General features: G+C 58.8%; 14 protein-coding genes. 1 reads left to right on the forward strand and 13 read right to left on the reverse strand.

Annotation, left to right across the window (positions count from 1 at the left end; all coding sequences use genetic code 11):
* Positions 1–10: 10 nt before the first annotated feature.
* The 11 genes from P2T68_RS19535 to P2T68_RS19585 all read right to left on the reverse strand — a co-directional run bounded on the left by P2T68_RS19535 (position 11) and on the right by P2T68_RS19585 (position 10,653).
* Positions 11–961, reverse strand: a complete 951-nt coding sequence (locus P2T68_RS19535; RefSeq protein WP_277378082.1) for a PDR/VanB family oxidoreductase — start codon at positions 959–961, stop codon at positions 11–13.
* 10 nt (positions 962–971) lie between these two features.
* Complete coding sequence (locus P2T68_RS19540; protein ID WP_277378083.1) at positions 972–2,324, reverse strand: OprD family porin; 1,353 nt, start codon at positions 2,322–2,324, stop codon at positions 972–974.
* Between the two features lie 121 nt (positions 2,325–2,445).
* Positions 2,446–3,798 (reverse strand): aromatic acid/H+ symport family MFS transporter, encoded by a 1,353-nt coding sequence (locus tag P2T68_RS19545; RefSeq protein WP_277378084.1) that lies wholly within the window; start codon positions 3,796–3,798, stop codon positions 2,446–2,448.
* A 54-nt stretch (positions 3,799–3,852) separates the two neighbouring features.
* On the reverse strand, positions 3,853–4,890 hold the full coding sequence (gene dmpG / locus P2T68_RS19550) for a 4-hydroxy-2-oxovalerate aldolase (RefSeq protein ID WP_277378085.1): 1,038 nt from the start codon (positions 4,888–4,890) through the stop codon (positions 3,853–3,855).
* A 10-nt stretch (positions 4,891–4,900) separates the two neighbouring features.
* Entirely contained in the window at positions 4,901–5,833 is a 933-nt protein-coding gene (locus tag P2T68_RS19555) for an acetaldehyde dehydrogenase (acetylating) (protein WP_277378086.1), read from the reverse strand.
* Position 5,834: 1 nt separating this feature from the next.
* The gene (locus P2T68_RS19560; protein WP_277378087.1) at positions 5,835–6,026 is read right to left on the reverse strand and encodes a 2-hydroxymuconate tautomerase; all 192 of its coding nucleotides are present in this window, start codon (positions 6,024–6,026) and stop codon (positions 5,835–5,837) included.
* A 10-nt stretch (positions 6,027–6,036) separates the two neighbouring features.
* Positions 6,037–6,837 (reverse strand): 2-oxo-3-hexenedioate decarboxylase, encoded by an 801-nt coding sequence (dmpH, locus tag P2T68_RS19565; protein ID WP_277378088.1) that lies wholly within the window; start codon positions 6,835–6,837, stop codon positions 6,037–6,039.
* Between the two features lie 12 nt (positions 6,838–6,849).
* On the reverse strand, positions 6,850–7,626 hold the full coding sequence (dmpE, locus tag P2T68_RS19570; RefSeq protein ID WP_277378089.1) for a 2-oxopent-4-enoate hydratase: 777 nt from the start codon (positions 7,624–7,626) through the stop codon (positions 6,850–6,852).
* A gap of 8 nt (positions 7,627–7,634) precedes the next feature.
* Positions 7,635–9,092 carry a 2-hydroxymuconic semialdehyde dehydrogenase gene (locus P2T68_RS19575; protein ID WP_277378090.1) on the reverse strand — a complete coding sequence of 486 codons (1,458 nt, stop codon included), beginning with the start codon at positions 9,090–9,092 and terminating at the stop codon, positions 7,635–7,637.
* A gap of 2 nt (positions 9,093–9,094) precedes the next feature.
* Positions 9,095–9,793 (reverse strand): class II aldolase/adducin family protein, encoded by a 699-nt coding sequence (locus P2T68_RS19580; RefSeq protein WP_277378091.1) that lies wholly within the window; start codon positions 9,791–9,793, stop codon positions 9,095–9,097.
* Positions 9,790–10,653 carry a VOC family protein gene (locus tag P2T68_RS19585; RefSeq protein WP_277378092.1) on the reverse strand — a complete coding sequence of 288 codons (864 nt, stop codon included), beginning with the start codon at positions 10,651–10,653 and terminating at the stop codon, positions 9,790–9,792. Before P2T68_RS19585 ends, P2T68_RS19580 begins: the two co-directional genes overlap by 4 nt.
* Positions 10,654–10,759: 106 nt before the next feature.
* Between P2T68_RS19585 and P2T68_RS19590 the strand changes: the two genes are divergently transcribed.
* Positions 10,760–11,656 carry a LysR family transcriptional regulator gene (locus P2T68_RS19590; RefSeq protein ID WP_277378093.1) on the forward strand — a complete coding sequence of 299 codons (897 nt, stop codon included), beginning with the start codon at positions 10,760–10,762 and terminating at the stop codon, positions 11,654–11,656.
* A 221-nt stretch (positions 11,657–11,877) separates the two neighbouring features.
* On the opposite strand, the gene P2T68_RS19595 is transcribed toward P2T68_RS19590, so the two are convergent.
* Together P2T68_RS19595 and P2T68_RS19600 are read right to left on the reverse strand one after the other, a co-directional pair.
* Positions 11,878–12,177 (reverse strand): hypothetical protein, encoded by a 300-nt coding sequence (locus P2T68_RS19595; protein WP_277378094.1) that lies wholly within the window; start codon positions 12,175–12,177, stop codon positions 11,878–11,880.
* 16 nt (positions 12,178–12,193) lie between these two features.
* Positions 12,194–12,961, reverse strand: a complete 768-nt coding sequence (locus P2T68_RS19600) for a hypothetical protein (protein ID WP_277378095.1) — start codon at positions 12,959–12,961, stop codon at positions 12,194–12,196.
* Positions 12,962–13,078: the final 117 nt, after the last annotated feature.

A 13,078-nucleotide genomic window follows, 5' to 3' on the forward strand; every position in this document is an offset into this window, starting at 1 on the left:
ATCGTCTCCTTCAAATATCCAGTCGCAAAAACGAACCGCTGGCCCGAGAACAACACAGCAGCATCTGATCGTTGGCGGCTTTTTCCTCCTCGGTGAGAAACAGATCACGGTGGTCAGGAATACCTTCCAGCACCCGGGTCAGGCAGGTACCGCATACGCCCTGCTCACAGGACAGCGGAACTTCGACCCCGGCCTCCAGCAGTACCTGGGCGATGCTGCGGTCCTCGGGCACCTGGAGGATCAAACCGGAGCGCTCGGCATGCAGGGTGAAGCCCTCTCCCGTGGTATCGATGTCGGCAGCGAAATATTCGTAATGCACATTCGACGCCGGCCATCCTTGCTGGCGGGCGGTGCTTATCACCACATCCATGAACCCTCCGGGACCACAGACGTAGACATGCCGCTTAACGTCCGGCTCTTGTAGCAGTCCGGAAATATCCAGGCGTTGCCCGTCATCGTCGATATGCAACGTCACCTTGTCCGCAAACGGTGCCTGCTCCAACAACTTCAGAAAGGCAGCGCGGGCCCGATTACGCACGCAGTAATGCACTTCAAACGATGCGCCAATCCGGTGTAACTGCCAGGCCATCGCCAGTATCGGCGTTATGCCGATACCGCCACCCACCAACAGCGAATGCCCCGCGCCCTCCTCCAACCGAAACTGATTACTCGGAGGGCTAATCGCAATCAGAGCACCTTCATGGAAATGCTCATGAATCCGCGCCGAGCCGCCCCTTGAGGCAGGCTCGCGCAAGATTCCCAAGCGGTAACAGTGGCGATCTTCGGGCGAGCCGCACAACGAATAATGGCGGCTAAGGCCTGGAGCGACCTGGACTTCGATATGAGCACCTGCCTCAAACGCCGGCAGCCACTTGCCTGCTGGATCCACCAGTTCCAGGGAGATGATGCCCTCGGCTTCTTCCTTTCGCCGGGCAATACTTACTTCCAGTAAATGGCTCATAAACCATTCCTCAAAAAAGTTCGTGGGTGTAGGTCAGGTAAACGCGGTTTTCGTCCAGATCCCTTTGAGTGGCGACGCTGCTGCGTAGCATTGCGTTGCGCCATTGCATGCCAAAACCCCGCAATGTCTGGCTCTGGAACGTATAGCCGATCATGAAGTCACGCTCCCATTCGTGCTGGGGCCCCTGATCGGACTTGATGTCACCACCACGCTGATAGGTGACCTGGCTGGTCAGACCGGGCACCCCAACACTGGCAAAGTTGTAGCCGTATTGTGCGACCCAGGTGTTCTCCCCGGCGCGCTGGAAGCGTGCGCCGGTCTGGCGGTCGGTGATCAGGTAAGTCGCCGAACCATCACCCTGGTTGAGAAACGGAAAATCACTAGAGCCATTGAGGTGCTGATAGCCCAGGCTCACTGCATGCCCGCCCAGGCTGTAGGTGAATAACCCGGCCAGGGCCCGGTTATCCACTTCGCCGTTGTTGTGATAACCGCTGCTCACATAGCCTTCCTGGCGCCCGGCCAGACTCCCATTCAAACCGGCCGATGAGCTATCGAAGAAACGCAGGTCAGTCTTGAGGCTACCCACCGGTAACTGTTGAGTCTGCACCAACCCAAGGAAATGCTGCTGATAGAAGTCTTCCAGATTGCCGTAGTAGTACTGCAACAACAGGCTCGGATCGACCTGGTAGTCGACTCCGGCGAAATTGAATTTGTTGCTGCGGCGTCCGGCCGGCCCACCAGCCCCGGCAATCGCCAGGTCTTCATTGTTCGACGAGTTGCGGCTCTTGACCTCGTTGACCTGCCCGCCCGTTAGGGTGAAGTGATCGAAATCCCGTGACGTCACCTGCACACCCTGGAAGGTTTCCGGCAACAGGCGTCCGTCGTTGTATATCAGGATCGGCATCTTCGGCAGCAAGGTGCCGGCCTTGAGTTCGGTCTTGGCGATGCGGATCTTGCCGGTCAGGCCGAGGGTGGCGAAGTCATCAACGGCCCGGCCGCTGGCGTCGCTGGGAAATACAAAGCCCCCCTGGGTCACCGCATTGGGATTGCCATGGGTGCCCTTGCCCGAATCCAGGCGCACCCCGAGCATGCCCAGCGCATCCACGCCAAAGCCCACCGGGCCATGGGTGTAGCCGGAGGTGAAGTTGAGTATAAAGCCCTGACCCCACTCCTGCAGTTTCGACGGCGCCGCCGCGCCGCTGCGGTTGTCCTGGTTGAAGTAGACGTTGCGCAGGTCGATCTTGGCCTTGGCATCGTCGATAAAACCATCAGCGCGGCTCTGCTGCGCGATGACCAGGGTCAGCAGCGAGAGGCCAAACACGGCAGGTTTGAAAGCACACGAGATCATATTGAATTGACGCATGGTAGTTACACCCTTGGTTTTTTTATTGTTGGGAACCCAGGGCCGAACGCGGGCAAAGCGCGGCCCCTCCTGCCGCGAACGACAAGATTTGGTGGTGTGTCAGTGAATCGGTATCAATATTTCAGTGCGCGGTGGATACCTGTGGGCCGCTCAGGTCTTCCCGCACCGCAAAGCGCTGCAACGAGAAGATCGCGATGGAGCCGAGCAAGGCCGGCACCGCCAGGGCGATAAAGAACAGCGTGGGTTGGCCCAGTTGGGCGATCAGCCAGGCGCCGAGCATCGAGCCGATGATCGATCCGACCCGGCCGTTGGCCATGGCCCAGCTCACCCCGGTGGCCCGTGCCGTGGTCGGATAGATGCTTGCGGAGAGCAGGTTCAGTCCGTTCTGTGCCCCAGCCACGCCGAAGCCGACGAAGAACACTGCCACCGTCAGCCAGGTCGCCTGGCCCAAGGCGAAGCCCACCAACGCGATCACTAGCGCCGCGCCAAGGTAAGCCAGGCCCAGCACCTTGTACTGGCTGACCCGGTCCATCAGCAGCGCCATGAAAATCGCCCCGAGGGTCCCGCCTAGGGGCACCATGGCACCGATCCGTGCAGAACTGGCGATGTCATAGCCGGCGTCCTTGAGGATGCTCGGCAACCAACTGGTCAGGAGGTAGAAGACAAACAGCGAGCAGAAGAACGTGCCCCACAGCAGCAGCGTGCGCAGCGCACGGCCCTCGATGAACAGTTGCGAGATCGGCGAGCGTTCGACTGCCGGTCGCTGGTCCTCGACGAAGGTCACTTCATCCCAGTCACGACGACCGCTGATCTTCTCCACCACCTTGCGCAAGGCCACGGCATAACGCGGATGCGCGGCCATATAGCGCACAGACTCCGGCAGGTACCAGGCCAGCAGCGGCAGCAACAGCAGCGGTGCCAGCCCGCCGATCAGCAACACGCCGCGCCAGCCGAAGGCCGGGATGATCTGGCTCGCCACCGCCCCACCCAGGGCCAGGCCGGTGGTGAAACCGCTGTAGCTCAAGGTCACCATGATCATCCGCCGCCGCAACGGCGAGTACTCGGCACTCAAGGTGATGCAGGTCGGCATCGCCCCGCCCAGGCCGATCCCGGTGAGGAAGCGCAAGGCCGTGAGGCTGTCGATGGAGTGGGCCCAGGCCGAGGCCAGGGTGCCGAGGCTGAAGATCAGCACCGACACCAGCAGCACCTTCTTGCGCCCGTACCTGTCGGCGATGGGCCCGAAAAGGAAGGCCCCGCACATCAGGCCGAACAGGCCGGCGCCAAAGGCCGGCGAAAGTTGACTGGGTTGCAATCCCCATTCCTGGCGCAGGGACGGTGCGATATAGCCGATCACGGCCGTATCGAAACCATCCACCAGCACCACCAGGAAACACAGCAGCAGGACAATGATCTGGTAACGAGATATCCCGCAGGAATCGATGATTTCGCCAATGGAGGCGGTCTTGTGGTTCATGGTGTTTCCCCTGTTATTGGATTTGTCAGTGGGGTGAAATGGGTTTCAGCACGCTCAGGTCGGGTAGATGTTCGACCTCTGCAACAGGTCCAATGCGACGTCGACGATCATGTCTTCCTGGCCGCCGACCATGCGTCGTGCGCCCAGTTCGACGAGGATGTCCACGGTCTTGAGCCCGTAGCGTCTCGCGGCGATTTCGGCATGGCGCAGGAAGCTCGAGTAGACCCCGGCGTAACCCAGGGCCAGGGTTTCGCGGTCGACCCGCACCGGCCGATCCTGCAACGGCCGGACGATATCGTCGGCCGCATCCATCAGGGTGTAGAGGTCGGTGCCGTGGTTCCAGCCGAGGCGTTCGGCGGCGGCGATAAACACTTCCAGCGGCGCGTTACCGGCACCGGCGCCCATGCCGGCGAGGCTGGCATCGATACGGTCGCAGCCCTCCTCCACGGCAACAATCGAATTGGCCACCCCCAGCGACAGGTTGTGGTGCGCATGCATGCCGGTTTCGGTCTCGGGCTTGAGCACAGCCTTGACCGCACGGAAGCGCTCGCGAATGTCCTGCATGCTCATGGCACCGCCAGAGTCCACCACGTAGATGCAGGTGGCGCCGTAGCTTTCCATTTTCTTTGCTTCGACAGCCAGGTTCTGCGGGCTGGTGAGATGGCTCATCATCAGGAAGCCCACCGTATCCATGCCCAGGGTGCACGCATATTCGATGTGCTGGCGGGCACAGTCGGCCTCGGTGCAATGGGTGGCAACACGCACCACCCGGGCCCCGGCGCTGTAGGCAGCCTTGAGGTCGTGCACGGTGCCAATGCCCGGCAGCAACAGGGTGGCGACCTTGGCGTGGCTGATCACATCGCTCACCGCCTCGATCCACTCCAGGTCCGTGTGGGCACCGAAACCGTAGTTGAAGCTGGAACCTTGCAGCCCGTCGCCGTGGGCCACTTCGATGGAATCGACGCGGGCCTTGTCCAGGGCGCGCGCGATGTTTTGCACATTGTCGATGGAGTACTGGTGACGTACCGCATGGCTGCCGTCACGCAGGGTCACATCGCTGATATACAGCTTCTTGCCAGGATTGAAGGTCATGGTGTCTGCCTCACAAGGACTGCGCCATGCGCTCGGCCGTGGCCAGCGCAGCGGAAGTCATGATGTCGAGATTGCCGGCGTAGGCTGGCAGGTAATGGGCGGCGCCTTCGACTTCCAGGAACACCGTAGTCTTCAAGCCGCTGAAGCGACCCAGGCCCGGAATGTTCAGTGGCGTCTCGGGAGCGATCACTTCGAATTGCACCTTTTGCTTCAAGCGATAGCCCGGCACATAGCCAGTGACCGCATTGGCCATGTCTTCGATGGATGCTTCGACCTCAGCCTGGTCCGCCGCTTCCGACAGCACATACACCGTGTCCCGCATCATCAATGGCGGCTCGGCCGGGTTAAGCACGATGATCGCCTTACCTTTGCCTGCCCCTCCCACGACCTCGATGGCCTGCGCGGTGGTTTCGGTGAACTCGTCTATATTGGCGCGGGTGCCGGGGCCAGCGGATTTACTGCTGATCGAAGCGATGATTTCGGCGTAATGCACCTTGGCCACGCGGGACACCGCCGCCACCATCGGAATCGTTGCCTGCCCACCGCAGGTCACCATATTGACGTTGAGGGCCGACAGGTTGGCGTCCAGGTTGACCACTGGCACGCAGTACGGGCCAATGGCTGCTGGGGTCAGATCGATCACGCGGATGCCGGGTTTGTGCAGGCGCAGCAATGCATCGTTGAGTACGTGGGCTGTAGCTGACGTCGCGTCAAACACAAAATCGATCTCGGCAAACTCCGGCATTTTCACCAGGCCTTCCACCCCCTCGTGGGTGGTGGCCACTCCCATACGCCGCGCTCTGTCCAGACCGTCGGAACCCGCATCGATACCGACCATCACCGCCATCTGCAACTGCTTGCCGTGGCGCAGGATCTTGATCATCAGGTCGGTGCCAATATTGCCGGAGCCGATGATCGCAACTTTCTTCTTATCTGTGCTCATCTCAGCGCCCCAATGCCTTGGCAGTTTTACCGGCGATCCCAAACTGGATTTTCGGCACTTCGGTAATAATCACCCGCACAGATTCCGGCGGTGCCTGGATCGACTCGACGGCAGCGTTGGTCAACGCCTCGATCAACCGCGCCTTCTGTTCCTCGTCGCGGCCTTCAATCAGAAAAACCTGCATGATCGGCATGGTCGATTCCTCAAGCGGATTTGGAGGCAAAGCGCATGGAGACGCTGCCTAGGTGCTGGTAGCGCACGGTGATCTGGTCACCCGCCTCTACCGCGATGGCTTCGGTCACACCACCGGTCATGATGAAGGTGCCGGCGGGCAACTCCTTGCCCTGGGTGGCGAGCATATTGGCGAGCATCGCCACGCTCTGCGCCGGGTGACCGAGCACGGCGGCCCCAGCGGCAGTGGCAACCACTTCACCGTTTTTCTCCATCACCACACCCAGGCATTTGAGGTCGATGCCCAGAGCGCTGCGGGCCTGGCCACCGGTTACGAAACGCGCCGATGATGTGTTGTCGGCGATCACGCTCTTGAGGTCGAAGCGGAAGTTTTCGTAGCGCGAGTCGATCACCTCGACCGCCGGTAGGATAAAGTCGGTCGCCGCCAGAACATCACCCACATGCACGCCAGGACCTTTGAGCGGGTGCTTGAGCACGAAGGCAATCTCGGCTTCGACCTTAGGGTGGATCAGCGAATCGACGTCGATCACCGCTCCATCCGCACAGGAACCGTAGTCCGTAAGAAAACCGTGGATCGGCTCGGTCACGCCCATCTGCTTCATCTTGGCGAAGGACGTCAGACCCATTTTCAGGCCGACAACGCGCACGCCGCGAGCTTCCTTGTTGGCCCGAATCGTATCTTGGACCGCGTAGGCATCTTCCCAGTCCATTTCCGGATGAGTATCGGTGATCTTTGCCACTGCCTCGCGGTTCAGCTCGGCGTTTTCCAGGTGGGTGGCCAGTTCGGCGATGGTTGCTGCTGAGAGATTCATGGGGGATGTCCTTCAAACAAATCGGATGGAAGCCGAGCCGATACCACCCAGGCTCATGCGTAATTGATCACCGGGCTGTACCGGAACCATGGCGGCCAGAGATCCGGACAGGATCACTTCGCCTTTTTTCAAGGCAATGCCCAGCTCACCCAGGGTGTTGGCCAGCCATACCACCGCATTGGCCGGGTGACCGAGGGCAGCGGCACCGGCGCCGGTAGCGACGATCTCGCCGTTCTTTTCCAAGGTCATGCCGACGCAAGCCAGCTCGATTTCACGGGGGTCGGCCACGCCGTCACCAAGTACAAACGCCGCAGCGGAGGCGTTATCGGCCACAGTGTCCTGAATACGAATCTTCCAGTCCTTGATCCGCGAATCGACAATCTCGAAGCACGGCATCACATACGCCGTGGCGCGTATCACATCGGCCAGGGTCACGCCGGGACCGATCAGGTCCTCCTTAAGTACAAAGGCGATCTCGCCTTCGGCCTTGGGCGCGATGAAATCGGTGCAAGACAAGGCCGCGCCATCGCTGACCAGCATGCCGCTGAGCAAATGACCGAAGTCCGGCTGGTCGACACCGAGCATGTCCATCACCACTTGACTGGTGACCCCGATTTTCTTGCCGATCACGGTTTGCCCGGCGTCCAGGCGTGGTTGCAGCATGGCCAGTTGGATCTGGTAGGCATCGGCTACCGTCAATTCAGGGAATTGCTCGGTCAACGGTGCCAGCGGTTGCTTGTCGGTAAGCGCCTGGTGCAGCTGCGCGCCAAGATGGTTGAAGTTAGTCATGGCAGTACTCACAGGCGGATGCATACGTTGCGCAGTTCGGTGTAGAACTCCAGGGAATGCACACCGCCTTCGCGGCCGATGCCCGATTGCTTGGCGCCGCCGAAGGCAGTGCGCAGGTCACGCAGGAACCAGGAATTGATCCAGCAAATCCCCACGTCCAGCGCCGCGCCCATGCGGTGGGCGACTTGCAGGTTGCTGGTCCACACACTGGCGGCCAGGCCGTACGGCGTGTCGTTGACCAGGCGCACCACTTCGTCTTCATCATCAAACGGCGCGATATGGCAGCACGGACCAAAGATTTCTTCGCGTACCACTGCAGAGTCTTCCGACAGACCGGTCCAGATGGTCGGCTGTACCCAGGCGCCTTCGGCCAACTCTGCAGGCATGTTCGGGATACCGCCGCCGGTGACCACGGTGGCGCCGTCACGCGCGGCTTGTTGGTAGTAGCTCAGAACTTTCTGGCGGTGGCCCACGGAAACCAGCGGGCCCATGGTCACACCCGACTCATTCGGCGGGCCGACCTTGATGGCTTCGGCGCGCACCTTGAGGGCCGCGACAAACGCGTCAAACAGCGGGCGTTGGACGTAGACACGCTCGGTACCGAGGCACACCTGGCCACTGTTTTCGAACACCGCACGGGCGATGCCTGCCACTGCCTTGTCCAGGTCAGCATCGGCAAAAATCACCCCGGCGTTCTTGCCGCCCAGCTCCAGCGACACCGGGCGCACGCCCTTGGACGCGGCTTTCATGATTGCCTCGCCAGTGCCGGTTTCACCAGTGAAGGTGATGCCGTCGACGTCTTTATGTTCGGTCAAGAATGCACCGGCCGAGTTCTCACCAAAGCCATGCACCACGTTGTACACGCCCGCCGGCACACCGGCGTCGCGCATCACTTCGCCAAGCAAGGTGGCGGTGGCCGGAGTTTCTTCCGAGGGCTTGACCACCACGGTGTTGCCACAGGCCAGGGCCGGGCCGACTTTCCAGGTCATCAGCAGCAGCGGCAGGTTCCACGGGCAAATCACGCCGATCACACCGCGCGGGTTACGCACCGCATAGTTGACCGCCTTACCGCCGTCGGGGGTGTCCATGGTGAAGCTTTCGGTGGGCACATTGCGGATCAGGTCGGCGAAGACTTTGAAGTTGGCGGCGCCGCGCGGGATGTCCAGGTGACTGGCGAGCGCATGGGGCTTACCGGTATCAGCCACTTCGGCGGCGACGAATTCTTCGGCGCGCTGCTCGATGCCGTCAGCCACTTTGTGCAGCAAGGCGGTGCGCTGGGCAATGGTCATCTTGCCCCACGGGCCATTCAGGGCGGCGCGTGCGGCTTTGACCGCAGAATCGACTTGCTCGCGACCGGCTTCGTGGACCTGGCCAATCACGCTGTTGTCGGCAGGGTTACGGTTATCGAAGGTGCGCACGCCTTCAACCCATTGGTTATCGATAAAGTTATAAAAATGCTTAGTCATGGTTAGCGCTCTTCTCTTGTTATCAGGTTCAACTCGGCGTCGCCGGCGGTGAGGTAGTCCCACATGCGCTCGAAGATTCGGCCGCTGTTGGTGGCACGCTGCTGGGCTTCGGCCTGGCGCAGCAGTGGCGCGTGGTCGGCGACACCGGCGGCCAGCAGTTGCAGTTCGATGCGCGCGGCGTCCTCCAGGTAGAAGTTGAGGGTCAGCACTTCCACCAGGGAGCCGCCGACTACGATGGCGCCGTTGCCGCGCATCACCAGAGCCTGGGACCGCCCCAGCAGTTCAGCGAGTGCGGCGGCCTGGGCGTCATCGCGGAGCAATTGCGGGTCATCCCACAGCGGCACGCCAGCGTGGAAATACGCACCCATACCATGGCGCAACTTGGGTGTGAGCCCGGCGCACGACAAGCTCATCACCTGCATCGGCATGCTGCGAATCACCGCGTTGACCTCAGGCCGACGCTGGTAAATCTGCTGATGAATGCGCACTTCGCCCAATACCCCTTCCGGTAGCGGGCCATGAATCGGCACCACCGTGCCGGGCTCGCCGGGCGGGATCAGCCCCATGGGCTTGGCGGCACACACCAGGAAATGTTCGGCATCCAGGCGCAGGCTGCAATGGCCATAGGCGTGGACAAAACCGGCCTTGGCCAACGCGCGAGCGGCGACCCGAACTTCAGCTTGCTGGCTCAATGTGCTCATAATTTGAACTCCGGAATATCCGGCTTCGAGCCCCAGGCGCAGAACGAGGTGGTGGCCAGTGGAAACTGGCGAGGCTGGTGGTTGGCATCATCTTCCGGGGCTATATGACTAACCCCTGTGGAGTACTCGTAGGTCATGCCGTCCGGCCCTTCGAAGTACAGGAACATTGCCCCCGATGTCGGGTGGCGGCCTGGTCCGAACAGAATCTTGATCCCGCGTTCCTTTAGGAAGTACCAGGCGCGCATCACGTCATCGATGCTTTCCACCTGGTGGTTGATGTGCTGCACGCCGGCATGGCTGGAGGGGAATAACGCGATCTTGTGATGCACCTCGTCAATGCGTAGCAAGGGCGCTTCGCCGATGCGATCACTGACCCGAGCGTTGGCCAGGGTGGTCCAGAACGCTTCATCGCGCTTGGCATCGGTGGTGCGCAGGCCGATATGGCTGAAACCGGTGACACCGGCGTCGCGGGCGGCAAAGTATCGGGCGCCGCAGACATGAGGGCGCAACACCAGTTCGATGTTATTGCCGCTGGGGTCGCGAAATTGGATCAGCTCGTTGACGTAGCGCACCTCGGCGGCTTCACGGCTGCCATGGCGCACGGCAAAGCCGTTGTCTTCGAGCAGTTGCGCAGCGTGATCGAGATCGTTCCAACTGGTGACTTCAAAAGCTGTAGTGGTTTCCCGTGGATCGCCTTCGTAGTAGCAGAGGGTGTGGTCGCGGCTGTCGGAGCGGAAATAGATCGCACCGTTAGCCTCGCGCGCCACTTGCAGACCGAGCATCTGCGTTGCGTACAACTTGGCCTGGGCAAGGTCCGCAGTGCCCAGACGCACGTAGCGGATGTCATGCAGATTGATCATGAAGGTGCCTCTTGGTTTTATTCTTGTCTGGACAAGATCCTCTCCCGCGGGCTCAAATAGCAGAAGCAAATTCTAGTTATTCAATCTATTTGATTTGGTTATAGTCATGCGCACAGACCTGAATCTATTGCGAGTCCTACTGGCTATTCATGATTGCGGCAACGTCACCATTGCCGCTAAACGCCTGGGCATCAGCCAGCCCGCTGCCAGCGCCGCGTTATCACGCTTGCGCCACTCTCTCGGCGATCCTCTGTTTGTGCGCAGCGGCACAACCATGGAGCCCACTCCGCGAGCCCGCAGCATCGTCGAGCGGACCCGCGAAGTCATCACCACCATTGACCAGGAAATACTCCCCAGTCCCACCTTCGACCCCGCACGGAGCACTGAAGAATTCACTTTTTGCCTTAGTGAAATCGGTGAAGTGGTCTTTCTCCCCTCGCTCTTCGATCGCCTCCGCACAGAAGCTCCCAACGCCAGAATCCGCTGCCTGAGCCTCGCCCCTAAAGACCTGCTCGAAGCCCTGCGTGAAGGTAAAGTCGACTCGGTGCTCGGATACTTTCCTGATCTTGACGCTCCCAATATCTACCAGCAACGCCTGTTCTCCCATGACCTTGTCTGCCTCATTCGCAGCGACCATCGCATCACTAACTCGCAACTTTCCATTGAAGATTTCTGCAGCCTCGAACACCTTCAAGTGAAAGATGGCAGCCGTAGCCAGGAAATGTACGAGGCCTACTTAGCCGATAGAGGAATTAAACGTAACATCGTGCTCCAGATGTCCCACTACATGAGCATGGCTGCGATTATCGAGCGTTCGGATTTGGTAGTCGTGCTGCCACGGACCGTAGCGAATTTGTATGCTAGGCATTCGGCGGTCAGGCTGATTGAGCCACCGGTTGAGATACCACCCTATAGCCTTAAACATCATTGGCATGCCAGGAACCAGAAGGATCCAAGGCATCTGTGGTTGAGAAGTCAGGTTTTGGAGATATTTGGCGAATGAACGGACGCACGAATTGCTCCTTTGAGGAATCTGGAGTCAAAGTTCCATTGCCTGCACGAAGGTAGGCGTAGGAAAATCGGAGTTTTCGCCTCTTCAAAAAATAAATACATTCAATGCCGGTGAATTTTATTTTCGACAATCTAACTACTGAGAAGTACAGCTCAAGATTTTCACTCACTGCCCCCACACACTCATACTCAATGGAAGTGTGGGGGCATTTATCACCCAGCTAACTTTCCTTTAATCCACACTGCGCTTAAAAAATCGGCCACACGCCAGAAAGATTTTTTTGCTTCCCAAGGCGGTATTTGTTTTGACCTTTGATCTTGATCAGGAAATGTCTTAACCAACGAAAAACTCATCATATCCAAATCCTTTTCCCCCTCACCAGTGGGATAGGTAGGAAACGAAAAAACATAGATGAAAACCCCATCAACGCCAGCGGCAGAAAGTAATTCAAGCTGCTCCCCAACATAATCAGCTTGCTCTTGCTCGCTCCTCGTAGGAACGATATCGTTCAAGAACTTTCCAGTTCCGTCAGGGTTCACCCCCTGCAAGAGCATGAACCCGCCAGCTCCACGTGCTGCGGCTCCCTCGTAACTGCAAGAACCAACCTCCATGACCACCAGAGGTTTTTTTTAAGCGAAACTTGTCCAAGCCGTCTATATATTCCTGGGCGGGCTCGCCGTTTCGGTAATAGTCCACACCTACAATATCAAATATGCTCCAATCAACCGCTTCCCATGTCCCGGCGGAATAAGTGATAGAGCCTTTAAATTTGGAGCGAACTGCATCAACCACCTTGGTAAGCGTGGAGTTCAGTAAACCAAACTGCTTGGCAAAAGCCGCAGGAGAACTTGATAAAACAGAATTGCTGCCACTCGACGTCATCCAGGTGAGTCGTAGTCGGAGAGTCTCTGCGATCTCCGCAGCACTGGAAAAATACTCGATCAACTCACTAACATGGACATTCATTTTCCAGGGGTTGAAGAAAATCTTCAATCCAGCCGCATGAGCTTCTCGTGCGGCGAAAGCCAAACGACTAAGTTCTTCACCTTCAATTCTTACCGTATTAGCATGCAAATCGTTGGCTATCACTTTGAGATCATGCTTAACCAGATTTGAATTAAAAGGTTCAACCGAATATGGTTGACCGGCAGTAAACCTCAATCCTACATCGTAAACCACACCTCGATATTTCATAGATTTCGGAACCCTATCATCTGCAAATGGTGCTCGCGATGCCAATATAGCCAACGCGGCTGCACTTTTAGCGATCATACCTATAAAGGATCGTCGTTTCATATCACTAATCATACTCTATATGGTAGCGTGGAGTTTTCTCCTTTTATCCTCCTCATGGAACAACAAAAACCTCACCAGATTTGGCCAAGGCTTCCCTCCCTAGACCAGCGTAGCTCG

Source organism: Pseudomonas sp. G11 (assembly GCF_029457515.1).
GTDB lineage: Bacteria > Pseudomonadota > Gammaproteobacteria > Pseudomonadales > Pseudomonadaceae > Aquipseudomonas > Aquipseudomonas gorinensis.